At 60.3% G+C, this 23420-nt stretch carries 27 protein-coding genes; 8 read left to right on the forward strand and 19 right to left on the reverse strand.

Features of this window, described 5'->3' with window-relative positions; genetic code table 11:
* Window positions 1-168: 168 nt before the first annotated feature.
* Entirely contained in the window at window positions 169-1074 is a 906-nt protein-coding gene (locus tag HJC00_RS01610) for a flagellin (RefSeq protein ID WP_210629198.1), read from the reverse strand.
* Window positions 1075-1504: 430 nt separating this feature from the next.
* Between HJC00_RS01610 and HJC00_RS01615 the strand changes: the two genes are divergently transcribed.
* Window positions 1505-3421, forward strand: a complete 1917-nt coding sequence (locus HJC00_RS01615; RefSeq protein WP_210629199.1) for a glycosyl transferase — start codon at window positions 1505-1507, stop codon at window positions 3419-3421.
* Window positions 3422-3475: 54 nt separating this feature from the next.
* Here the strand turns inward: HJC00_RS01615 and HJC00_RS01620 are convergent, their stop codons facing one another.
* Window positions 3476-3952, reverse strand: a complete 477-nt coding sequence (locus tag HJC00_RS01620) for an Lrp/AsnC family transcriptional regulator (RefSeq protein ID WP_210629200.1) — start codon at window positions 3950-3952, stop codon at window positions 3476-3478.
* A gap of 104 nt (window positions 3953-4056) precedes the next feature.
* Here HJC00_RS01620 and HJC00_RS01625 point away from each other — a divergent pair, with 104 nt between their 5' ends.
* Window positions 4057-4590 (forward strand): alpha/beta hydrolase, encoded by a 534-nt coding sequence (locus HJC00_RS01625; RefSeq protein WP_210629201.1) that lies wholly within the window; start codon window positions 4057-4059, stop codon window positions 4588-4590.
* A gap of 48 nt (window positions 4591-4638) precedes the next feature.
* Here HJC00_RS01625 and fliP read toward each other — a convergent pair whose 3' ends face one another.
* From fliP to flgF, 13 genes are all read right to left on the reverse strand, one after another.
* Entirely contained in the window at window positions 4639-5376 is a 738-nt protein-coding gene (fliP, locus tag HJC00_RS01630; RefSeq protein WP_011424032.1) for a flagellar type III secretion system pore protein FliP, read from the reverse strand.
* Window positions 5373-5876 carry a flagellar basal body-associated FliL family protein gene (locus HJC00_RS01635; protein ID WP_221122743.1) on the reverse strand — a complete coding sequence of 168 codons (504 nt, stop codon included), beginning with the start codon at window positions 5874-5876 and terminating at the stop codon, window positions 5373-5375. The genes fliP and HJC00_RS01635 overlap by 4 nt, the downstream gene beginning before the upstream one ends.
* 12 nt (window positions 5877-5888) lie before the next feature.
* Window positions 5889-6605: a flagellar basal body L-ring protein FlgH gene (flgH, locus tag HJC00_RS01640; RefSeq protein ID WP_064800681.1), complete on the reverse strand. Its 717-nt coding sequence runs from the start codon at window positions 6603-6605 to the stop codon at window positions 5889-5891.
* A complete protein-coding gene (locus HJC00_RS01645; RefSeq protein WP_221163549.1) occupies window positions 6602-7141 on the reverse strand; it encodes a MotE family protein in 540 nt (179 codons plus the stop codon). The genes flgH and HJC00_RS01645 overlap by 4 nt, the downstream gene beginning before the upstream one ends.
* On the reverse strand, window positions 7138-8259 hold the full coding sequence (locus HJC00_RS01650) for a flagellar basal body P-ring protein FlgI (protein WP_210629205.1): 1122 nt from the start codon (window positions 8257-8259) through the stop codon (window positions 7138-7140). Before HJC00_RS01650 ends, HJC00_RS01645 begins: the two co-directional genes overlap by 4 nt.
* Complete coding sequence (gene flgA, locus HJC00_RS01655; protein WP_221157996.1) at window positions 8256-8738, reverse strand: flagellar basal body P-ring formation chaperone FlgA; 483 nt, start codon at window positions 8736-8738, stop codon at window positions 8256-8258. The genes HJC00_RS01650 and flgA overlap by 4 nt, the downstream gene beginning before the upstream one ends.
* Before the next feature lie 16 nt (window positions 8739-8754).
* On the reverse strand, window positions 8755-9543 hold the full coding sequence (gene flgG, locus HJC00_RS01660; RefSeq protein ID WP_210629207.1) for a flagellar basal-body rod protein FlgG: 789 nt from the start codon (window positions 9541-9543) through the stop codon (window positions 8755-8757).
* Between the two features lie 19 nt (window positions 9544-9562).
* Window positions 9563-9904: a flagellar hook-basal body complex protein FliE gene (locus tag HJC00_RS01665; RefSeq protein WP_210629208.1), complete on the reverse strand. Its 342-nt coding sequence runs from the start codon at window positions 9902-9904 to the stop codon at window positions 9563-9565.
* A 3-nt stretch (window positions 9905-9907) separates the two neighbouring features.
* A complete protein-coding gene (flgC, locus tag HJC00_RS01670) occupies window positions 9908-10324 on the reverse strand; it encodes a flagellar basal body rod protein FlgC (RefSeq protein WP_221163550.1) in 417 nt (138 codons plus the stop codon).
* A gap of 5 nt (window positions 10325-10329) precedes the next feature.
* Window positions 10330-10722 (reverse strand): flagellar basal body rod protein FlgB, encoded by a 393-nt coding sequence (flgB, locus tag HJC00_RS01675; protein WP_011424023.1) that lies wholly within the window; start codon window positions 10720-10722, stop codon window positions 10330-10332.
* Window positions 10723-10880: 158 nt separating this feature from the next.
* Window positions 10881-11423 (reverse strand): flagellar protein, encoded by a 543-nt coding sequence (locus HJC00_RS01680; protein ID WP_210629209.1) that lies wholly within the window; start codon window positions 11421-11423, stop codon window positions 10881-10883.
* A 2-nt stretch (window positions 11424-11425) separates the two neighbouring features.
* Window positions 11426-12823 (reverse strand): flagellar protein export ATPase FliI, encoded by a 1398-nt coding sequence (gene fliI, locus HJC00_RS01685; protein ID WP_210629210.1) that lies wholly within the window; start codon window positions 12821-12823, stop codon window positions 11426-11428.
* Between the two features lie 3 nt (window positions 12824-12826).
* Entirely contained in the window at window positions 12827-13561 is a 735-nt protein-coding gene (gene flgF / locus HJC00_RS01690; protein WP_221163551.1) for a flagellar basal-body rod protein FlgF, read from the reverse strand.
* 253 nt (window positions 13562-13814) lie between these two features.
* Here flgF and motA point away from each other — a divergent pair, with 253 nt between their 5' ends.
* From motA to HJC00_RS01720, 6 genes are all read left to right on the forward strand, one after another.
* Window positions 13815-14687 (forward strand): flagellar motor stator protein MotA, encoded by an 873-nt coding sequence (motA, locus tag HJC00_RS01695; protein ID WP_020920386.1) that lies wholly within the window; start codon window positions 13815-13817, stop codon window positions 14685-14687.
* On the forward strand, window positions 14688-15638 hold the full coding sequence (locus HJC00_RS01700; protein ID WP_221145996.1) for a FliM/FliN family flagellar motor switch protein: 951 nt from the start codon (window positions 14688-14690) through the stop codon (window positions 15636-15638).
* 65 nt (window positions 15639-15703) lie between these two features.
* The gene (gene fliN / locus HJC00_RS01705; protein ID WP_221153993.1) at window positions 15704-16291 is read left to right on the forward strand and encodes a flagellar motor switch protein FliN; all 588 of its coding nucleotides are present in this window, start codon (window positions 15704-15706) and stop codon (window positions 16289-16291) included.
* 27 nt (window positions 16292-16318) lie between these two features.
* Entirely contained in the window at window positions 16319-17359 is a 1041-nt protein-coding gene (gene fliG / locus HJC00_RS01710) for a flagellar motor switch protein FliG (protein WP_210629214.1), read from the forward strand.
* 232 nt (window positions 17360-17591) lie between these two features.
* The gene (gene flhB / locus HJC00_RS01715; RefSeq protein ID WP_221163552.1) at window positions 17592-18671 is read left to right on the forward strand and encodes a flagellar biosynthesis protein FlhB; all 1080 of its coding nucleotides are present in this window, start codon (window positions 17592-17594) and stop codon (window positions 18669-18671) included.
* A gap of 5 nt (window positions 18672-18676) precedes the next feature.
* Window positions 18677-19117: a hypothetical protein gene (locus tag HJC00_RS01720; RefSeq protein WP_221163553.1), complete on the forward strand. Its 441-nt coding sequence runs from the start codon at window positions 18677-18679 to the stop codon at window positions 19115-19117.
* Between the two features lie 64 nt (window positions 19118-19181).
* On the opposite strand, the gene visR is transcribed toward HJC00_RS01720, so the two are convergent.
* The 4 genes from visR to HJC00_RS01740 all read right to left on the reverse strand — a co-directional run bounded on the left by visR (window position 19182) and on the right by HJC00_RS01740 (window position 23404).
* Window positions 19182-19928, reverse strand: a complete 747-nt coding sequence (visR, locus tag HJC00_RS01725; protein ID WP_210629217.1) for a transcriptional regulator VisR — start codon at window positions 19926-19928, stop codon at window positions 19182-19184.
* An 8-nt stretch (window positions 19929-19936) separates the two neighbouring features.
* Window positions 19937-20683 carry a transcriptional regulator VisN gene (visN, locus tag HJC00_RS01730; RefSeq protein WP_210629218.1) on the reverse strand — a complete coding sequence of 249 codons (747 nt, stop codon included), beginning with the start codon at window positions 20681-20683 and terminating at the stop codon, window positions 19937-19939.
* A 442-nt stretch (window positions 20684-21125) separates the two neighbouring features.
* A complete protein-coding gene (gene fliF / locus HJC00_RS01735; protein ID WP_221122741.1) occupies window positions 21126-22817 on the reverse strand; it encodes a flagellar basal-body MS-ring/collar protein FliF in 1692 nt (563 codons plus the stop codon).
* Between the two features lie 197 nt (window positions 22818-23014).
* Entirely contained in the window at window positions 23015-23404 is a 390-nt protein-coding gene (locus tag HJC00_RS01740) for a hypothetical protein (protein ID WP_088395213.1), read from the reverse strand.
* Window positions 23405-23420: the final 16 nt, after the last annotated feature.

Below are 23420 nucleotides of genomic sequence, written 5' to 3' on the forward strand. Positions count from 1 at the left end.
TTTCGATGGGCCTAGAAAACAGCAAGATGGTTAAGGAAAGCTAAATTCAAAATCGAAATTGCGTAAAAATATCTGATACTTACAGAGATTTACATTAACCTTATGTTAAAACATTTCGCGGCCGGGGATGAGCCGGCCGCGAAACTTGAAAGCCTTGTGCCGACCGTTTTAACGGAAGAGCGACAGGATGTTCTGCGAAGAGGAGTTCGCGATCGACAGCGACTGGATCGCCAGCTGCTGCTGGGTCTGCAGAGCGCTGAGCCTCGAGGATTCTTCCTCCATGTCGGCGTCGACGAGACGGCCGATACCGGAGTCGATCGAGTCGCTGAGAGCCGAGACGAAGTCTTCCTGGCTGTCGATGCGGCTGGAGAGCGAGCCGAGAGCAGCACCGGCGCTGGTCATCGACTTCAGAGCCGATTCGACGTTCGTCAGAGCCGACTGGATCTGGCCGGCCGTGAAGCTGGTGATGTCCATCGAGTAGATCGAACCGGTCGCGCCCGTCGAGGTACCGAGAATACCCGTGGAGGTTTCAACCGCGCCAGCGCTCATGCCGAACAGAACGTTGCCGGCGGAGCCGCTGTCGAGGACGTAGTCGGTCGTGGTGATCGATACGGCGTTGGAGCCGTCACGGACGAACGACGAAACGACGCTCTTGGTGCCGTTAGCGCCGGCAACCCAGTTCTCGCCGTTGAAGGAAGCCGACTGAGCGATGCTCAGGAGCTGCTGCTGCAGCTGACCGATTTCTTCCTGCACCTTGGCCTTGTCAACGCCGTTTTCAGTTGCGGCAACCAGCTTGGCCTTGATTTCGCCGACGACGTCGATGGCGCTGTCCATGGCGGTGTAAGCGGTATCGACCTTCGCAGCACCAACGCCGAGGGCGTCGGAAACGGCCGACAGTGCCTTGTTGTCCGAACGCATGGTCGTTGCGATCGACCAGTAAGCAGCGTTGTCGGAAGCCTTTTCAACGCGATAACCCGACGAAACGTGGTTCTGCGTTTTGTTGAGGCCCTGGTTGACGCTGCGCAGCGTCTGGAGAGCGGCCTGTGCGGAAGAATTCGTGTTAATGCTTGTCATAAATCTGTCCCCTGGAAACTAGATACAAAAAGGAGGACATACCGGACTGTAATACCGGCGATGACGGACCAGCTTCATGCTACTCGGCGCCTGCTTGTTTGGCCCAAACCCGTCATGTCCAGGGCAATCTCGCAGCCAATGCTTGCCAACTTCTTAAAAATAGAGGCTCCGTTCCGGCTCCTTACATCCCATAGTTAATACCGGCTGAATCTATCCCTTCGCATGCTAACATATCGGGAAAGAAGCCGTTTTCCCTCGGACAAGACAATGTCTTCATGAGGCGCACCTGTTTCAAGCAAGCTTCGAATGGCAACATGGCAGGTGCCGGGATAGCATCATCGGATCAATCCACCCGTTGTCCGGGAGGACGGATCGTGGGCGCTCGGCAATCGACAGCCATGCGAGAAAATTTCCTTCACGGAGTTGGGTTTTGAACAGCAAAGTTTCGTTCTCTGCGGCATCCAAAGATTACCAGGCAGGCCGCTACACAAAGTCCTTGGCGACGCTCAACCAGCTCATCGATACTCAGCAGGACGCCAAGACCTATGCGCTGCTGGCCAAGAACCTCGTGCAGCTCGGCTTCAAGGCCGATGCCGCGAAAGCCTATGGTCTGGCCGGCAATTGCGAAGGACCAAACGCCTACGAATATCAGAAGCAGGCTGCCAAGCTGCACTACGAAACCGGCAACGAGGACGAAGCGCTGCTGATCGCCATGCGCAACCTCACCAGAGCGCAGGAAGATCCCGAACTCGCCTTCATCATCACCGCGATCTATCTGAAGCGCCAGCAGCGGGATATCATCCGCCCGTTCAAGACGGTTCTGTCGGAAAGCATGAACCCCGATCACATGCGCCTGGCGGCCCTGCTGCTCAGCGACGATCTCAACGACGCAACCAACCAGACGCTTGCCCGCAACATCTTCAAACGCTTCCCGGGCAATCACGCCTTCCGCTTTCTTCACCTCGTTTTTGCCCGGGAATTCAACGATTTCGACGAGGCGGCCAAGCATCAGGCAGTGATCGACGACGCGCTGGCAAAGGGCAATGTCGAGATCCTGCGCAAGGACAACCCGTTCTATCATCTGCACTGGTGCGGCAACGAAGATTTCAACCGGTATGCGACGATCGGCACGGCCCCGCTTAACCAGGAACGCATCGCTTTCCGCCGCAACCAGCCGCACACATGGTCGAACAAGATCCGCATCGGCTACATGTCATCGGACTTCTGGGATCGCCACGCGACGATGAAGCTGCTGCAGCGCATTCTCGAATTGCACGACAGGGACAGGTTCGAGGTGACGCTCTTCTGCCATACAGGTCCCGAATACCTGAAGCATAACGTCACCGACCGCAGCCGCTGGGGCAGGATCGTCGACATTCACGGCTTCTCCGACCAGGCGGTGCTGGAAATCGTACGCGAGCACAATATCGACATCATGGTCGATCTCAAGGGTCATACGTCGGGCAGCCGCGCGTCAGCCTTCAACCTGCCGCTCGCACCTGTTCATGTCGGATGGCTCGGTTTTCCCGGCAGCACCGTCAACATCGATCTCGACTACGTCATCGGCGACCATTCGGTGCTGCCCGACTTGGCCAAGCCATTCTTCCATGAGAAATTCTGCCGGCTTCCGGAGAGCTACCAGCCGAATGATCCGATGCATCGCCCGAAGCCGCGTCCGGTCACCCGCGAGCAGCTCGGCCTGCCGGAAGAGGCCTTCATCTTCGCCTCCTTCAACGGCAACCGCAAGATTACGCCTGATGTGGTCAACAGCTGGTGCCGGATCCTCAAGCGGGCGCCGAACAGTGTGCTCTGGCTGATGGCCAATTCGCCGCGCAACCAGGCAAACCTGCTGAAGCAGTTCCAGACATCAGGCATTGCGCCCAAGCGCATCATCTTCTGCCCGCGCGCGCCCTACGAAGATCACATCAGCCGCCAGCAGGCAGCCGACCTCGGGATCGACACCTTCCCGGTCAACGGCCATACGACCACCTCGGAGCAGCTCTGGGGCGGCCTGCCGGTTTTGACCGTCAAGGGCACCAACTTCGCCTCACGCGTCAGCGAAAGCCTGCTCAGGGCGATCGATCTGCCCGAGCTCGTCGCAAGCGACCTGCAGGCTTATGAGGACCTTGCCGTCGAACTGGCGCAGAACCCGGGACGGATCGCCGAATACAAGGCACACCTCAAGGAGAGGCGCTATATCGCGCCGCTCTTCGACGCCGAACGCTTCTGCCATCATCTCGAGCAGGCCTATGAAATCATGGCAGAGCGCGCCAAGCAGGGCCTCGCACCCGATCACATGGATATTCCGGCGCTGCCGCCGCGCACGACACCGTTCGCAGCCGAGTGATGTTTTCCGAGACGGAATACCCGCCGAAGCGGTCCTGTTCGCTTCAGCGGGTCTTTACTTCTTTGCGATCAGTTCACGCCCGATGCGTTTAGGCGGCTCTCTGCGCAGAACGACGGCCGTCGTGACCGAGCCATAGCGCGCAATGGCATCGACGATGCTTTCAAGGCCGCCCGGCGTAGGAACAATGACTTTCAGGTGAAAACAATCCTCTCCTGTCAGCCTTAGAACCTCGATGATCTCAGGCATATCGGAAAATTGCTTCAAGCATGTCTTGATATGCTCGTGCGTGGTGCGCAGGCGAATGACGGCCATCATGCCAAGCCCAACTGCGGCGGGGTCGATGACGGCTCTGTACGCCTCAATGATACCGCGTTCTTCAAGCCGTTTGAGACGCTCCGACGTGGCCGGCTGGGAAAGACCGACCTTCCTTCCGAGCTCGGAGACGCTGATGCGTCCATCATCCTGCAAGACTTCGATGATGGCGATGTCGGTTGGATCAAGATCTGGACTGATATCGGTGCGCTTTGCCATCAACCTTCAATCTATCGGATTATCCGGTGCTTTTCCGATAGATGCCAATTTGGTTCGCAGGTGTAAACCGCCATACTCCCGCTGAAGCGAAGAAGAGGCGAGATATGACCGAATTCATTCATTTGCCGGGCATCGGCAATTCCGGAAACGCTCACTGGCAGAGCCGTTGGGAGAATGCCAATCCGGCCATACGCCGTTTTGCACCGACGAGTTGGGATCAGCCGGATCTTTCCGACTGGATCCAAGCCTTGGAGCAAGCGGTGCGCAGAGCGAAAACACCACCTGTTCTCGTGGCGCATAGCCTCTCCTGCCTGCTTGTAGCACATTGGCATCAGCGGACCTCTTCGCCGATCAAGGGAGCGTTCCTCGCCGCCGTGCCAGACCCTCTTTCTCCGAGCTTTCCTGCGGACGCCGCAGGCTTTGCAGATGTGCCGCAGGTGCAGTTCGGCTTTCGATCGCTGATCGTCGCTAGCACCACCGATCCCTATGGTTCGCTCCCCTACGCCGAAACGCGAGCAAAGCAATGGGGTAGCGAGTTGAAAATCATCGGCGCGGCCGGCCACATCAATGGCCAAAGCGATCTGGGTGACTGGCCGGAAGGTCTGGCATTGCTGATGGATTTCGCGAGCCGCGCATAGCATAAACCGCTCGATCGAGGAACCGAAGTTCCTCATCGCCCCAGCCGGTCAGCTGAACGAGCGCACCAGGCTGCCGACGAGCAGATTCCAGCCGTCGATCAGGACGAAGAAGAGAATCTTGAAAGGCAGCGAGATCGAAGTCGGCGGCAGCATCATCATGCCCATCGCCATGGTGATGGTTGCGACGATGAGGTCGATGACGAGGAACGGCAGCACGACGAGAAAGCCGATCTCGAAACCGCGGCGAATCTCCGAAATCATGAAGGCAGGGATCAGCACGCGATAGTCGATCGGATCGGTCGTCTGGATGTTCTGCCCGCGCTCACGCGCCAGATCGACGAAGAGCGCCAAATCCTTGTCGCGGGTATTGGCCGCCATGAAGGTGCGGAAGGGCTCGGCGATACGCTGCACCGCCTCCGTCTCGTTGATCTGGTTGGCAAGCAGTGGCTGAACGCCGTTCTGCCAGGCCTGATCGAAGGTCGGCGACATGACGTAGAAGGTCATGAAGAGCGACAGCGACAGGAGGATCATGTTGGAAGGCGTCGAGGAGAGGCCCATCCCCGAGCGCAGGATCGAGAAGGCGATGACGAAGCGCGGGAAGCTCGTCACCATGATCAGGATGCCGGGCGCGACCGAAAGTACGGTCAGCAGGCCGAAGGTGCGGATGATCCAGGCGGCGACGGAGCCATCGACCGGCACGTTCAACAAGTCGGTCGGCAGCTGCTGTGCCACCGCCAGTTCCGGCACCGCCATCATGGCGGCAAGGAAAACTATGAAACGAATCATTCGATGACAAAGGTCCTGAACATGACCTTCGATACCCGCCCTTGCGAGCGAAGGTCAACACGTTCCTGGATGTCATCCTTGAGATATTGAAAGCCCCGCGGCCCCTCGATCTGCTGAAGGGAAACGGTCCTGACATAGGCGAGGATATCCTGATGAATGTCCTCGGCGACCTTGACGTCGGGCGGCCCGTTGAACAACAGCGCGACTTCTAGTCGGACCCAGTTTTCCGACGGGTAAGCAAGGTTCGATGTAATCGGCTCGAGCTGGACGACGTTGTTGGCCTCGGTCGAGATGCGCGCCAGCCCCTCCTCGGCCTTCTTCTTGGCCTCGGCTTCCTTGGCCTGCTCTGCCTCTTTGGCGCCCTTGATCTGGGGCGCGACGATCGTGCCGACCGCCCAGCCGCCGCCGGCGCCGAGGAGCGTCAGGACGGCAATGCCGATGATCGTCATCAGGACGGATTTCTTCTTCGATTGACCTGCGCTTACGTCTTCGTCTGCCATCGTCGTTGGGCCTCAAAGCGGCGAGAAAAGATCGACGGCCTGCTGCCCGCGCGGAGGCTGCTGCACTTCCATCAGGCGACCGCGGCCGCCATAGGAGATGCGGGCTTCGGCGATCTTGTCGTAGGAGATCTGGTTGTCGGCGTTGACGTCCTGCGGACGCACGATACCGGCGACGTTCAGGATGCGCAGCTCCTGGTTCAGACGGACTTCTTGCGAGCCAGAGATGACGAGGTTGCCGTTTTCAAGAATACCGGTGACGACGGCCGCAACGAGAAGGGTCAGCTTGTCGGTGCGCTCGATCTTGCCCTTGCCGTCGGTGCTGGTATCCGAACCGTAGGTCAGATCGGTCTTCGATTCCGGGGTCCAGCCGAAGATCTGGGCATTGACGTCCCAGTTCATGCCGCTCGAATTCTTGCGGCTGCGGTTGGTCTCGTTGTCGAAGGAGGCTTTGTCGTTGATCTGGATGTCGACGGTCAGGATGTCGCCGACGTTCAGCGCGCGTGCATCCTTGAAGAGCGCGGCCTGCGAATCGCTCCAGAGCGAATAGCCCTGCGCCACGGCACGCGGCTGCTTCGGATAAAGCGCCATCTGCGGGGTCTGGCCATAGGCAAGTCCACTGCCGATCGGGCTCATGGCGGGCGCACGGCCGATCTCGCTGACTGCCGTCGGGGACTGGCAGCCCGCAAGGAGTGCGAGGGCGGCGATCGCGGCCGGAAAACGCATGTTCATGAAGGATCCTTCGACGTATTGGGATCGGACGCACTGGCGATGATGCCGGCGATGATGGCGGCTTTCTGCGGGTCCATCTCGTTGAGGATGAGGCTCGACTGACGCGGACCGAGCCGCATGATGACGGCCGAGGCCACTTCGACCTTCATGTCCTGCAGCTGGAGCGCCGCCGCTTCCGGCTTCATCTTCTTATAGATTTCGGTGAGGCCGGCTTCCGCCTGCTGCAGGAAGTCGTCGCGCCGCTTCAGCCAGTCCTGGTATTCGGCCTTGCGCTTGTCCATCGCCTCCATCCGGGCGTCGATGTCGGCGCGGAGCCTTTCCAGCTCCTGTTTCTGCAGCAGGTAGCGCTGGTCGCGGGCTGGATCGGCGATGTTGGTGCAGAATTGCTTGATCTCGTCCTGAGACGTGATGTCTCCCTCCGGGTGCTCCTGTGCGAAGGCACCCGGGATCGACAGCAGGACGAGGCCGGCTGCCGGCAGCGCCAGGCGGCGCAGCAGCTGCAGCACGGTCATGTCAGGATTCAGGATCGTCATCATTGCAATACAAGCTCCGCCTGCAGGGCGCCCGCCGATTTGATGCCCTGGAGAATGGCGATGATCCCATCCGGTTTCACGCCGATATTGTTGAGACCGGCAACAAGGGTCCTGAGGTCGGGACCGTCGATTATGGCAACGCGCCCGCCGGTCTGCTCAGCCGCGATATCGGTCTGCGGCTGAACGGCAGTCCGCCCGCGCGAGAAGGGTTCGGGCTGGATGATCTGCGGCGTCTCGGTGACCTGAACCGTGAGTGTGCCGTAGCTGACGGCGACCGGCGAGACGCGGACATCGGAGCCGATGACGATCGTTCCAGTGCGCTCGTTGATAACCACCTTGGCCGGCGTATCGGTTTCGACGATGAGGTTTTCGACGTCGGCCATCAGCCGGGTGAGATCGGCCGTGCGCGGTTTCTGGATCACCACTTCCTGCGAATCCTTGGCTTCGGCGACCGGGCCGCCGAAGCGCGCGGAGGCATAGCCATTGACGATGTCGGCAATGCGGATCGCCGTCGAGAAATCGGGATTGCGCAGCTGCAGGACGAGATTGACTGAATCCTTGAAATGCGACGGCAGTTCGCGTTCGATGATCGCGCCGCCGGGTACGCGGCCGGCGGTGGTGACGCCTTCGGTCACCGTCGCCGCCTGGCCCTGCGCCTGAAAGCCGGAGACGATAACAGAGCCCTGGGCGACAGCATAGATCTGGCCGTCGGCACCGGAAAGCGAGGTCATGACGAGCGTGCCGCCGCGCAGCGAGGTCGCATCGCCGAGCGAGCTCACCGTAACATCGAGACGGCTGCCGGGGCTCGCGAAGGGCGGCAGGTTGGCGGTGACCATCACGGCCGCGGTGTTCTTCGCGTTGGACTGGCCGCCCTGTGTCGAGATGCCGAGATTCTGGAGCATTGCCCGCATCGACTGCTCGGTGAAGGGCGAGGAACGGAAGCCGTCGCCGGTTCCCTGCAGGCCGACGATCAGACCGTAGCCGATCAGCTGGTTATCGCGGCCGGCCTGAAGCGAGGCGATATCCTTGATGCGTGACGTCAGCGCCCAGGCGGGCGCCACGTCGGCCAAACTCATGGCGACAACCGCAGCAAAGGCGACGATACGGAAGAACAATTTCATTTCGCCCTCACATGGATCGTGCCGTCCGCAAGCACCGTGCCGCTGACGATGACGCCGGAATCCATATTACGTGCACGGACCACCTGCCCCGTCGCGCCGTCTTCGAGCGGCGTGCCGGCAGCGGAGATCGTCATTGCGCCGAGAGAGAAGACCAGGCGGATCGAAGAGCCGCGCGTCACCGTATAGGGCTCGCGCAGGGCTGAAACCGAGATTGTGCGCCCCGGTAGCAGCGTGCGTTTGGAAACCAGACCTTCGACCTGCGAAATCGATTTGGCATAATCGCCGGCGAGGTTGGGGTTGGTGACCTCAACCTCCTGAAGCTGGCTGCCCGACAATGTGTCGCCGGGGTAGATGATCGTCGTCGGGACGACGGCATAACCCATGCCGGCATCCGCGTCCGCAGGCAAGACCACGCCCGCGAGTGCGATCGTGGCTGCCGCCACCCATCCTGAGATGCGTCCTGCCCGGCAAAACATCATGTTTCGGCCCTTCCCTTTACTTCAGGTTCTTGCTGACGATGGAGGCCATTTCATCAGCGGTCGTGATCACCTTGGAATTCATTTCGTACGCACGCTGAGCCGATATCAGCTCGGTGATTTCCTTCACCGGGTCGACGTTCGAGGATTCCAGATAACCCTGCTTCATATAGGCAAAGCCTTCCTCGTCGGGGTTGCCGACGACCGCATCGCCCGAGGCCGGCGTTTCCTGGAAGAGATTGTCGCCGATCGGCTGAAGACCCGCTTCGTTGACGAAGTCGGCAAGCGTCAGCTGTCCAAGAACAGTCGGATCGGTCTGACCCGGCAGCTTCGCCGAGACCTCGCCGGAGCGGCTGATGGTCAGTTCGGTCGAACCCTGAGGGATGGTGATCCCAGGCAGGACTTCATAGCCGTCGATGGTGACGAGCTGGCCCTGGTCATTCTTGTTGAAAGCGCCAGCGCGGGTATAGAGCGTCGTGCCATCGGTCGACTGAATCTGAAAGAAGCCCTTGCCGATCAGCGCCACGTCGAGGTCGTTGCCAGTCTGTGTCAGTTCGCCCTGGAGATGCAGATTGCGGACCGCGGAGGTCTGGACGCCGAGGCCGATATTTGCGCCTTCAGGAACGACGGCCTGATTGGCCCGGTTGGCGACGCCCTTGGCGCGTTCGGTCTGGTAGAGAAGGTCGGTGAACTCGGCGCGGGCCCGCTTAAAGCCCGTCGTGTTGATGTTCGCGATGTTGTTGGCGATGACTTCCAGATTGGTCTGCTGGGCATCCATGCCCGTTGCTGCGATGGCGAGCGCTCTCATGTATTCGTCCTCAAATCAGTTACATCTGCATCTTGGTGACTTCGAGAAAGGCCGAAACGACCTTGTCGCGGATGGCAATCGCGGTCTGCAGCGTCTGCTCGGCCTGGAGCATGGAATCAACGACTTCACGGGTCGTCGCCGTGCCCTTGATGCCGGCGAAGGACATGTTTTCGGCACCCTTCAGGCTGTTGACGGCGTCGGTCGCCATGCCGCCCAGGACCGAGGCGAAGCTCAGGCCATTGGCCGCACCGGCGGTGCCCGGCATGGTCGTTGCGGAGGACGAGGCGGAATTTTCGGTGTCGACGGCGCCGAGCGCTCGGGACATCGAAAGATTGCTGACATTCTGGACGCTGCTGATCATTGATTATTGGCTCTTCAGAAGATCGATCGTGGACGAGATGAGGTCGCGGGTCTGCTTGATGGTCTGCAGATTGGCGTCATAGGAGCGATTGGCTTCACGCATGTCAGCCATCTCGACGAGGATGTTGACGTTCGGCAATTTGACGACGCCCTTGGCGTCCGCCGCCGGATTGCTGGGGTCGAACTCGGTGCTGAAATCGCCTTCGTCGACGCCGACCTTCTTGACGTTGACTGTCTGGACGCCGCTGGTGCGGTCCATCTGCTGGCCGAAGGTGATCGTCTTGCGGCGATAGGGGTCGGCGCCCGGCGTGTCACCGGTCGAGCGGGCGTTGGCAATGTTTTCCGAGACGATGCGCAGGCGCGTCGATTGCGCCTCGAGCCCCGAACCGGCGATTTTCATAGCTGCGGAAAGCGGATCCATGACAATTACTTCCTGACCGTCATCAACATCATGCGGTTGAAGGAGCTGACCAGCGAGGTGTTCAGATCGTACTGGCGCTTGATGTCACCCGACTTGGAAAGCTCTTCGGCCAAACCGACGGTGTTGCCGGATTCCTGAATGCCGATCTCCTGGTCGAGGGCTGCTTCCTTGACGTCGATATCGCCGCTGTCGCTGAAATCGTTGCCGCTGAAGTGCGCCGGATTGGTGCGCGCCATGGTGATGTCGGATCTGTCCAGCACGGCATCGAAGGGCGTGACGTCCTTGGCGCGGAATTTCGGAGTATTGGCATTCGCGATGTTGCCGGCAACAACCTGCTGACGGATCGTCAGCCATTCCGCCTGTCGCGAAGCCAAGTCGAAAAGTTGGATCGGTTGCATGAGAACTCTCCGTTTTTACTATCCGGAACCTAGAGCGGTAATCTTGCGTGGGACTTACGGGAATTCGGCCTTCGAGGCCTCGCCGAAAACCGCAATAGAAAAGGGCCCCTGCCGGTTCGCGGCGGAGCCCCTCTTGTCTTCAGCCGTTGCGAAGGGATTCAGTCGTTCTTGTAGATATCGCCCTTGGAGGTGATGATGACCCACTTGCCCTCGCGCTGCTCGATCATCGCCAGGCGGCTTTCGTCGGGCAGGACCGAGCCGATGCGCACCACATACATGCCCGAGGGATCCTCGATCAGCGCCCGGCCGTTGGACACGTGGAGAAGGCGGAAGGAAGACTTGCCCGGGAAAGGCTGGTCTTCCAGCATCACGCCGCCGTCACGCTGCTTGCCGAGATCGGAGACCGTCGCCGTCGTCAGCGGATCGATCGGCGGAGCCTTCTTGGCTGCCTCGTTCTTGTTGACCATGGCCAGCGGTGAGACGCTGAAGACGTTGCGGGCGGGCCAATCCGGCAGTTCGCGCGAATTGCTGCTGGTGGCGACGTTGATGCCGAACTTGTCCGCATTGAAGAAGACATACCAGGGGAAAAAGGCGGAGGCGCCGGCAAGCGCCAGGCCGGCGAAGGTGAGAAACCGATCCAGAGTGGCGGTCTTTTTGCGCTGCTTCAGGGAAGCGATGCGTTCATCATCAAAATCAGCCACTTTTATCTCCTCTGCATGGGTGCGCCCTGATTGCCCATGCCGGCAGCAGCCTTGAGCGCGCCGGCGAGATCGGCAAAAGCGTCAACCGAGTCGCGATCGCCCGGAGACTGTTTCAGGACGTCGTAAATGATAGGGACCTGCTTGACCGCCATGTCGAGATCAGGATCGGCCCCCTGGCGATAACCGCCAATCAGGCGCAGGTCCCTCGTTTCCTCAAAGCGGTGGATCAATACCTTCAAGCGCGACACCAGCTTTTCCTGATCCGGAGTCCAGGCCTTGCGGGCAAGACGCGAGATCGAGGCGAGCGGATCGATCGGAGGATAGCGCCCTTCTTCGGCGAGACTGCGCTGCAAGACGATATGGCCGTCGAGAATGCCGCGCGTCGAATCGGCGATCGGGTCGTTGTGGTTGTCGCCATCAACGAGGATCGAGATAATGGCGGTGATCGTGCCGGCGCCTTCGGGGCCAGGACCGGCGCGTTCGAGCAGGCGCGGCAATTCGGTGAAGACAGAGGCAGGATAACCGCGGGCGATCGGCGGTTCGCCGGAGGCGGTCGCCACCTCGCGGATCGCATGGGCAAAACGCGTGACGCTGTCGACGATGAAGAGCACGTTTTCGCCCTTGTCGCGGAAATGCTCGGCGATGGTGACCGCCGTCAGCGGCGCCATCTTGCGCAGCATCGGGCTTTCGTCGCTGGTCGCGACGACGGCAATCGCCTTCTTCATATTGCTGCCGAGCGTATCCTCGATGAATTCGCGCACCTCGCGGCCGCGTTCGCCGACGAGCGCGATGACCACCTTGTCGAAGGCATCGGCGCGGGCAAGCATGGACAGAAGCGTCGACTTGCCGACGCCGGAGCCGGCAAAGATGCCGAGACGCTGGCCGAGGCAGAGCGGCGAAAAGATGTCGATCGCGCGCACGCCGGTCTTGAAGCCGGTCGCCACGCGCTGGCGCGTCATCGAGGGTGGCGCAGCGTTGGAAATCGAGCGGCGATCGAGCCCTTGGCCGATCGGACCCAGCCCGTCGATCGGCTCACACAGCGAATTGATCGTGCGCCCGCACCAGCTGTCGGATGGCGAAATTCGGAAGGCGCCTTTGCGAATGACCGTGTCATGGATGCCGATCGGCTCGCCCGGTTCGATCGGGCAGACATAGATCAGGTCCGGCTCGACACGAACGACCTCGCCGAGATGGATGCCAGTCGCCGATTTATGCGCTACGAATTCACCGAGACGAACATGACGGGAGAGACCGCGAACCGTATAGTGGCCGGCAGCGATGGTCTGGACGCGACCGCCATGAGCGACGGCGAATTCCGGCGATGCGTATCGGTCGACGAGACCCGCCAGATGCGCGAGCTTCGGAGAAAGGCCGTCTTCGGACAGTAGCGTCGTGCTCATTGCTTAGCGGCTGCCCCCAAGCGTCTGGACGGCCTGCTTGAACGAATCCTCGCTGTCGCGCATCAGCGAGGAAATGCTTTCGAAGGCACGGTTGACTTCGATCAGCTGAGTGATCTCGCGCATGGCGTTGACGTTGGAATTTTCCAGATAACCCTGCTCGACACCGACATTGAAGCGGTCGACGACGGCGCGCGGCTGGTCGGTGGTCAGGATGCCGCTGTTTTCGTAGCGCAGGTAACCCTTGCCGATATCGGCCTCGAACAGGCCCAGCGAACCGACCTGGCGGTCGCCTTGATAGATGATGCCGTCGGTACCGACAGCAGGCTCGCCGCCCTTCGTGTCGAGCTGGATCGGTGCGCCGCCGGCATCGAGAACCGGATATCCGCGGATCGAAACGAGTTCGCCGGTATCCCTGAGCGTAAAGCGGCCGTCCCTCGTGAGGACGCGGCCGGCCGGTGTGTCGAGGGCAAACCAGGCATCGCCCTTGACGGCGAAATCAAGCATGTTGCCGGTGTGCTGCAACTCGCCGTTCTGCTCGTTCAGGTAGTCGTTGCCCTGGGAAACGAAGGCGATCTTGGTGTTCAGCTTGTTCTTGGTGGCCGCCACCATCTCGTCGAACTTCACCTCGGTGGCGCGAAAACCGGTGGTGTTCACGTTCGCCATGTTGTCGGCGATGGTGTTCAAGCGCTTTTCAAGCGCCATCTGCGACGACAGAGAAACGTAAAGACCGGATTGCATGTCTGTAAGCTCCAAGCATTGGCGATGAACGGGACGAAAAGCCGGGCGTCGTCTGATCTGGTTCGGCCGGGATTTCGCTGAGGCGGCATCTCAGAAACGGGCGCGAGCGCCCATTCGTCTCCTTTAGATTGGCGGCAGATGCTTGCGCGAAGCTGGCACGTGGAAATGCCTGGGACCGACCCTTTCATCAGCCTCACGCAAGGCAGAAACCCTATCCGTCTCGAAGAAAAGCAACGTTCAGATTGGGCTGACGATGAACATCATTATCGGATTTATTGTTGTCTGCGGCTGCATCGTCGGCAGCTTCATGGCGATGGGCGGCGAAGTGGATGCGCTGTTCCAGCCCTTCGAATTTCTCATCATCGGCGGCGCCGGTCTCGGCAGCTTCATCATGGCGAACCCGATGAAGGTGGTGAAGGATTCCGGTAAGGCGCTTGCAGAGGCCTTCAAGCACGCCGTACCGAAGGAGCGCAATTATCTCGATACGCTCGGCGTGCTCTACTCGCTGATGCGGGACCTGCGCACCAAGTCGCGAAACGAAATCGAAGCCCATATCGACAATCCTGCCGAATCGACGATCTTCCAGCAGGCTCCGACGGTTCTGAAGAACAAGGAACTGACGGCCTTCATCTGCGATTATGTGCGCCTGATCATTATCGGCAACGCCCGTAGCCACGAAATCGAGGCGCTGATGGACGAAGAGCTCAACACCATCATGCACGACAAGATGAAGCCCTATCACGCGATCCAGATCATGGGCGATTCCTTCCCGGCGATCGGTATCGTTGCGGCCGTTCTCGGCGTCATCAAGGCGATGGCCCACATCAACGATTCGCCCGAGGTGCTTGGCCATCTGATCGGTTCGGCGCTCGTCGGCACCTTCCTCGGCATTCTCCTATCCTATTGCGTCTGCTCGCCGCTGGTTTCCCAGATCAAGGTCGTCCGCAACAAGCAGCATCGCCTCTATGTCATCGTCAAGCAGACGCTGCTTGCCTATATGAACGGTTCGGTGCCGCAGGTCGCTCTCGAATACGGCCGCAAGACGATCTCGGCCTACGAACGTCCTTCCATCGATGCGGTCGAACAGGAAATGATGAACCCAGGCGGCGAAAACAAGGCGGCTTAAATGACCATGAGCGATGCTTCGCATGACAAACCGGCAATGGATCCCGCCCTTCTCGCCAAGCTGACCGGCGGGCTCGGAGACAGAGGCAGGGTCGCCAAGATCTGCAGCGCCTTCGGGGAGGTCTACAGCGAGTTCTTTCCCGACGTCATCAAAAGCGAGACTGGCCTCGACGTGACCGTCAGCTATCTCGGCTGCGAGATCGGCTACAAGAACCACCTGGTTGACGACCTCAGCCACAACGTCACGCTCGTCGACGCGACGCTGCGCAACTGGTCTCAGAATGTCACGCTTGCCTGCGGCAACGGTTTCGTCATCACGCTGATGGAACACCTGCTCGGCGCCACCGCCGATACGATCGAGGAGCCGGCCGAGCGGCTGCTCTCGGTCATCGAACTCGATCTGGCGGTCATGGTCTTCGACAAGATAGCCAAGGTGCTGCGCTCGGCGGTCAATGCACCTGGCGGTTTCGAGCCCAGTCTTTCGGCCCCGCACGCCCATGACGCCAGCCCCCGGCCGGCGGAGGACAAGCCGGACGAATTTGCCGCCGCCATCAACATGTCGATCACGCTCGCCGGCATTGTTTCGGAATTCGCACTGATCATTCCGCAGACGGCGCTGCTCAAAACCAAGGTGACGCCGCCGAAGCCGAAGCGCCAGACTGGCGGCAATTCGCCGGAATGGGCCGAACAGCTTGGCGATCAGGTCCGCCGCTCGCATGTCACGCTCGAGGCCAGGATCCGGCTACAGGACCTGACGCTGCGCACCATATCGAAGCTGATGGTCGGCGACGTCATCCCGTTCCGCGACGGCGGCGACGTCCGCGTCGAGGTCAGCGCCAACAGCAAGGAATTGTATATATGCGAGTTCGGGCGTTCTGGCGAAAACTACATGGTCCGCGTCAAGGATACGATGAACTCGGATGACGAACTCATCCGTCATTTAATGAATTGATCGGTTCTCTGGCTTCCGGGCTGCAAAGGCAGTTTGAGGCAAGTTTCAACTGGAATAGTGATTTCATGGCAACGAAGAAAACACAGCAGAACAGTGACCTCTCCCTGGATATGCCGGGCAGCGAGGCCGATCTCGACCAAGCGATCGACGATCTGCGCGGCGTGCTGAAGAAGGATGCCGATAGCGACCTGTCGCAGTTTGGCGCCGAACTGGAGAATGATGGCTTCGCGGCAGGAACGGATCTGACCGCCTTCGGCGGCGAGATTTCGGATTCCCCTTTCGGCGGCGATGATTTCGGCGGCGATTTCGGCGCCGGCGATGCCAGCCCGGCTGCAGGCATGGATTTCGGCGGCAGCTCTTCGTTCGAGGCGTCATCGGCGCCGCTCGGCAGCGCGCTGACCTCGAATTTCGAGCTGATCATGGACATTCCGATCGATGTCCAGATCATGCTCGGCACCAGCCGGATGCAGGTCTCCAGTCTGATGAATCTCAATGAAGGAGCGACGATCGCCCTCGACAAGAAAATCGGCGAACCCGTTGAGATCATGGTAAACGGCCGCAGGATTGCACGCGGCGAGATTACGGTTCTTGATAACGACGACACCCGGTTCGGCGTGAAGCTGATAGAAGTTTTGAGTACGAAAAAAGCCTGATCCCTGTGGGGACGGAGAGGTTAGACCATGATGGACTTTGACGATTTCGGCGGCGCGCTAGCCGGGAAACCGTTGACCCAGGCTGAAAAGGCGGCGGCGGTCCTTCTCGCCATGGGAAAGGGTGTCGCCGGCCGGCTGTTGAAATATTTCACTCAGGCCGAGCTGCAGACCATTATCGCATCGGCCCAGTCACTGCGCGCCATTCCGCCGGACGAACTCCTGTCGCTCGTCTCCGAGTTCGAGGACCTCTTCACCGAGGGCGCTGGACTGATGGACAATGCCAAAGCGATCGAGGCCATTCTGGAAGAAGGCCTGACCCCCGACGAGGTGGACAGCCTGCTCGGCCGCCGCACGGCATTCCAGGCCTACGAGACCTCGATCTGGGATCGCCTCAGCGAAGCCGAGCCGGCATTCGTCGCACAGTTCCTGCTGCGTGAACATCCGCAAACCGTCGCCTACATCCTTTCGATGATGCCCTCCTCCTTCGGCGCCAAGGTGCTGCTGCAGCTTCCCGACAACCGCCGCGCCGACATCATGAACCGGACGGTCAATATGAAGGCCGTCAGCCCGAAGGCGGCGCAGATCATCGAGAACCAGGTGATGACGCTGCTTGCCGAAATCGAGGCAGAGCGCAACGCTGCCGGCTCGACGAAGGTCGCCGATCTCATGAACGAGCTCGACAAGCCGCAGGTCGACACGCTGCTCACTTCGCTCGAATCGATCAGTCGCGAGGCGGTCAACAAGGTTCGGCCGAAGATCTTCCTCTTCGAGGACCTCATGTACATGCCGCAGCGCAGCCGCGTCCTGCTGCTCAACGATATTTCGACCGACGTGCTCACCGTCTCCTTGCGCGGCTCGCCGGCCGAGATCCGCGAATCGGTTCTGTCCGCCATCAGTCCGCGCCAGCGCCGCATGATCGAATCGGATCTGCAGAGCGGCATGGGCGGCGTCAATCCGCGTGAGATCGCCATTGCGCGCCGCGCCGTGGCACAGGAAGCGATTCGCCTGGCCAACTCAGGCCAGATCGAGCTCAAGGAGAAGGAAGGCGAGGCCTCGGCCGCCGCCTGACCCTCTGAGACTGTTGACAAATCCGGCCGGCAAGCAGGCCGCTGTTGATCGCCGCGCCGCGGGCGACTACCTTTCATCGATCGGCCGCACTCTATGGCGTGTCGCAGAGCACATGGCTCCTGCGACGCGCCTTGGGTTTTTGTTTTGACGCATCTCGTCATCCCAGAATCGCTGCCCTGTTCGGGGTGGCATGCATTCGCTGCGGCCTGTTTCTTTGACGGAGGGCCGCGACTTGGCCGATGATGACAAGGACAGCAAAACAGAAGCCCCGACCGCGAAAAAGCAAACCGACGCCGCGGAGAAAGGCAATGTGCCGTTTTCGCGCGAGCTGTCGATCTTCGCGACCATCCTCGCCACTTTCATTTATCTGGTGTTCTTCCTTCCCGATAGCGTCGGCCGCATGGGCGAAACGCTGCGCGACATTTTCGAGCAGCCCGACCAATGGAAAATCGAGGCGGGACCGGACATTCTGGCGCTCTTCGTCCGGCTCGGCTGGGCGAGCGCGGCGCTGCTGGCACCCGCCCTCATCCTGTTCATGGTCTTCGGCATCGCCTCCTCGATCTTCCAGAACCTGCCGACGCCTGTGCTCGAACGCATCAGGCCTCAGGCCTCACGCATCTCTCCGGTCAAGGGCTGGTCACGGCTCTTCAGCCTGCCCGGCCTCGTCGAGTTCGGAAAGTCGCTGTTCAAGGTCGTCGTCGTCGGGGTCGTCCTGTTTTTTGTGCTCAGGAGCGAATATTTCAGCTCAATCGACGCCATGTTCTCCGATCCGCAGACAATCCTCGTGCGGATGATGACGGCGATGCGCAAGATCATCATCGTCATGCTGATCGCCACCGCGATCGTGGCGATCGCCGATCTTTTCTGGACGCGCCATCACTGGTTCACCGAGCTCAAGATGACGCGCCACGAGGTGAAGGAAGAAAACAAGCAGGCGCAGGGCGACCCCTTTGTCAAAAGCCGGCAGCGCTCGCTGATGCGCGACCGCGCGCGCCGCCGCATGATCGCCAACGTGCACCGCGCCACGCTTGTCATCGCTAACCCGACGCACTATGCCGTAGCGCTGCGCTATGCGCGTGAAGAGAACGACGCGCCTGTGGTTCTGGCAAAGGGCCAGGACCTGATTGCACTCAAAATCAGAGAGATCGCCGAGCAGAACGGCATCCCGGTGTTCGAGGATCCGCCGCTCGCGCGCTCCATGTTTGCGCAAGTCTCGATCGATAGTGTCATACCGTCAGTCTTCTATAAGGCCGTTGCGGAGCTCATACACAGGGTCTACGCCGCAGACGCCAAGAACAAACGGGTAAGATAAGCCGAATGAAAAAATGCCCTCACTCTGCCCAGCGTGAAAAGATCCTCGCAGACGCGATCAGCCCCGTCGCCACCGAACTGCGCCTTCTGGATGCCTCTGACCTCATTTCACTGCTGCGCTTCGAGTATTACGGCAATCTGGCCGATCTCGTCGCTTCGGCGGCGGAGCTTTTCTTTCATCCGGGCACGGTCAATTTCGGCCTCGGTGGAAACTATACGCTGGAATGGGGCGGCAAGCCCGAAGTCGTTCTTGACTTGGAAATCAAGCCGCGGGGCGTCACCGTCTACGCCCAGCTCACCCTTGCCGACAATCATGCCGGCATCGAAATCAACCACATCACCTTCGAGGACCCCTCCTCCGACCCCGACGAGAACACTACCTTTCTGGAAAAGAGCCTTCAGCAGTCTCGCTACAGCGTGAAACCGCCGCGCGCGCTCGCCAGCTGATTTGCCCCCAGGACAATCCAGCCTCGCTTTCGCGCCGCCTTTCATGAAGGCGGCAGGAACCGGTTCAGCTGATGTAGCCGAGCCGGATCGCCTTGGCGATCGCCTGGATGCGGTTGACGGAATCGAGCTTGATGGTCGCCGAGCCGAGATAGGCATTGACCGTGTGCACGGACAGGCCGAGTTTTTCGGCGATCTCTTCGCTGATACGGCCATCGCCGGCGAGTTGGAGACAGGCGATTTCGCGTTCGCTCAGCGCTTCGGCGGCGGCCGAGCGGCGTTCGTCGAGAGAGAGCAGATCCATCATCACGTGGCAGCAGCGGCCGTGCAGCTCGACGATCGTGTCGCTTGGAGGATCGATATCATCGCCGGTGAAAAGGATGAAGCCGTTGCCGAGGGCGCCGAGCCGCACCGGGAAGGCAAGGCCGGAGAAAGGCAGAATTCCATCCTTCAGGCGTGTCATGAAGGGCGCGAAATCCGCCGGACCGGGGGCCGCTCGGTCGTGAGCGCCGGCCCATGAAAGCGGCAGCAGCGACTTTTCGATATGGTCAAGAAGAATATCGCCATAAGCATCCGTGAAGGCCTTGGCAAAACCGGTATTCGAAGGCCCCCAGTTCTCGAGCTCACAGACTAGGCGCTGCTTTGCCGGCAATCCCGAGCCGCTGACACGGTAGATCGCGAAGCCTTGAGCGTCGGCGAGCTTCTGCATCGCGACCAGCCGCGGAAAAAGATCCGAACGGCTGGAAATCCTGTTCACCCGCACCACGCGCAGCGGATCGGCGCCGTTCATCGCCCTGCTTGATGGATGTGCCATGGATTCCCCTATACGAGATTGTTGCGGACCGCGAAGGCAATGGCCTCCGACCGGGTCTTGGTCGCCGTCTTGCGCATCACGCTGGTGATGTAATTGTTGATGGTATTGCGGGATATTCCGAGAATCATCGCGATCTCATCGCTGGTCTTGCCCTCGGCGATCCAGAACAGGCATTCCAGCTCGCGGTCGGTCAGTTCGAAATCGCGGTCGACCTTTGCGCCCCCGCAGCGAAGGAAGCTCGCGACGTAGCCGGCAAGCAGTCCCACATCCCGCAGGCGCTCCGGCGACAGGATGAAGCCTTCGCCGAACAGGAACATCAAGGCGAGCCGCGAGCGGCCGACATTGAAGGTCAATGAGCAATATTGGCGGCTGGCGCCATCAGGCACATCGGCGTCATCGGGCAGAAGAGCGAAGTTCGGCTGGAAAACCTGCATGCATTTTTCCAGCTCGGTCGAACGGGCATAGGTGCTGACCAGATCGTTGGCGATATCCTTAACCAGATCGAACGGCCAGTCCGACGAAACGATGAAATCGAGACCGCTTTCCTGGATGAGATCACAGCGCGCCAGAAGATAGTGCGACGCACCCACATAGTCCGTCAGCGCGCGCAGACCGGACTGCAACCTCCCAGTGTCGGCGACACCGTGCAGGCGCCGAATCAGCTCGTCGCGCGGCAAGAGAGCCGGCGCCACCACGCTCGCGAAATTCGCCATTTGCCTCTCGCCTTTGCTCGCCTGAAATATCGTCATATCCATTGGCAATTTCCTGCGGCTGAGGAACGATCAAACTCGGTGCAACAGCGATTTTTTTGTGAAGGATTCAATTCAAGCCCCGCTCGAATCCCATTTCGAATCACCTAAGGGTAAGCCAGCCGGTGTAAATCACCATCTCCGACTTCTAGGGATTTACTTTCGCTGTCGCTCATGCCGTGATTCGAGGACGACTTGCGCCCCTCAGAATACTGGGAAGGCTAAGATGATTCTGGCTGTACCGCAACTTCATTCGCGTTTTACGCGAGTGATCTTCAACAGTATTATTCAAATCCTTCACGCGGCCGTTTCTATTCCCGTTCGACAGCCGGAGCCGAATACAAACCGGGGAGCTGTCGGCTCCCCCGCGGAGGACCGATAACAATCCTGCTCCGGCAGTGAAAAGCCTGATACAGACATGAAAAGGGCCGGTTGCCCGGCCTCTTTCTTATGCTGCGTCGTCGATCGCCCACTTCCTGAGAATTTTGGCGGCGCGCTCCTCGTTGATCTCCACCATGCGGGCAAGCTTGCGTTCCGGGCCCTCCTTGACGCGGCGGTTGAAGTTGCCGTCGTCGTCGCCGAGGCTGAGCAGATCCTCGGTGCTGTCGAAGCCGAAATCGGAGCCGAAGCCGTCCATGAGAGCGCCTCCAGGAGCGCCGGCCGCCGGCGCGAAGTCCGGAAGTTCGAGACCGGCCGCTTCTGGCGTGGCGTCGCCAAGCACCGAGCTCGCGCCGTTACCGCTGACGCTGCGTACCAGCGGCCGCAGACCCATCCAGACCACCACGAAGGCGACCGCCACGAAGGCGAGCGAGTTGATGATGCCGGCAAGGTTGCGGCTCAGCATATCCATGACGCGGACACCGCCGGTGGCGTCTTCCAGCAGCTGGTTCTCGAGGAAGTCCATCGCCGTGACGGTGACGACATCGCCACGCTTGGCGTCGATGCCGGCTGCCGAAGCGACAATCTTCTGCATTTCGGCGAGATAGGCGTCGATCTTGGCCTGATCGACGGGCTCGCCGACCATCTTGGCGATGCGGCCCTTGTTGACAACGACGGCGATCGAAAGCTTCTCGACCTGATAGCTGTTGCGGGTCGTCGCCGTCGTCTTGCTGTTGATTTCGTAGTTGGTCTGCTCTTCGCGCTTGTCCGACTTGTCCTGTGATTCCGGACCGCTTGCGCCGCCGGCATCGGGGGCCGCCTGGGGAATGTTCTGTTCGACAGTCGTTGCGTTGTCGGACTGCCTCTGTTGCGACTGCTGGGCTTCCTTCGTCGAGCGAACGGAGCGTTCGACCTTGGATTCGGGATCGTAGACCGTTTCCTGAATCTGCTGAGCATCGGTGTTGAGGTCGGCGGTGACGCTGGAGCGGAAGTTGTCCATGCCGAGGAAGGGCGCCAGCGCCTTGTCGATGTTGGATTCGACTTCCTGCTGAACGTTCTGGACGATGTTGAGCGAGCGGTTCAGCGAGCTGTTGCTCGCCTCGTCGCCGGACGCGAGAAGCTGGCCGGCAGAATCAAGAATCGTGACGTCATCGACATCAAGCCCCGGCACGGCCGAGGCGACGAGGTGACGGATCGAGGTCGCCGCGCCGCGCCCGGTGGCGGCGCTGGCGCGAATCATCACGGAGGCGGTCGGTTTCTGCTCCGCCTTCCGGAAGTTTCCAACCTCGGGCATGACGATATGGACGCGCGCGGCCGTTATGCCCGAGATCGATTGGATGGTGCGTGCGATTTCGCCTTCCAGCGCTCGAACCCGCGTCACCTCCTGCATGAAGGAGGTCAGCCCAAGCGAGCCGACATTGTCGAAGAGTTCATAGCCGGCATTGGCGCTGTTCGGCAGGCCGCGCTCGGCAAGCATCAGGCGGGCCTTGCCCGTCATACCAGCCGGAACGGTGATGCTGGAGCCGTCCGTGCCGACCTGGAAATTGATGTTGGCTTCGGCAAGCGCCATGCTGATCTGGTTGAGATCGGGAGCGTCGAGACCGACATAGAGCGTTTCTTGTGCCGGTTTGTTGACGAAAAGGGCGGCCGCAAGGATGATTGCGATGGAAACGGCGCCGACGCCTCCCAGAATCATCAGGCGTGTCCGGCCCAGGGCGCCAAAGTTCTTAAAAATCTGAACTAATTGATTTAACAGATTCATTCTGTTCTCGCACGATCCGTCAAAGACAAAGCAGGCTTATTGCCTCATCCGACGAATAATAGGCGAAACTTGTGCGAGCGTTTCGTGAGGAGCGCGCGAGAGCGAAAGGCTGAAGCATGTCGCGCGGCGAGTTTGCGAGAACGACATGCTTGAAAAGGACCCGAGGCGCGAGAAGCGGAGTTGAAAAACCGTTCGCTTCAGAAGAAGTCGAAGTCGCCGGCGGCCTTGCTCAGCGGCTGCGAATGACCGTGGCGCGTGGAGCCGCCCAGCGCCTTCTGCATCTCCGCCAGCTTGACGAGGCTGAGCGCGGTGGCGACGTCGACCGTCCAGCCGAGCGGGATTTCGCCGGTGATGGTGTCGATGAATTCGGCAAGGCCGCGTGACTTCTGCACGGCCAGGTCGATGCCCTGCATGACCTTCATGGCGTCAGGCGAGTTCAGAATTTCAGCGCCACCGAGGTCGAGAAGCTGCGGCTCGATGCGCTCGATCAGGTAAGCCACATCGTGCAGTTCCGAAACGATGCGCATCAGGATGTCGCTCAGCGCTTCGACAGGCGCGGGCGGCTCCATCACCGGAGTAAATGTCATATCAAAATCCTCGCCA

Origin of the sequence: Rhizobium sp. NLR22b, assembly GCF_019685295.1 — a bacterium.
GTDB lineage: Bacteria > Pseudomonadota > Alphaproteobacteria > Rhizobiales > Rhizobiaceae > Rhizobium.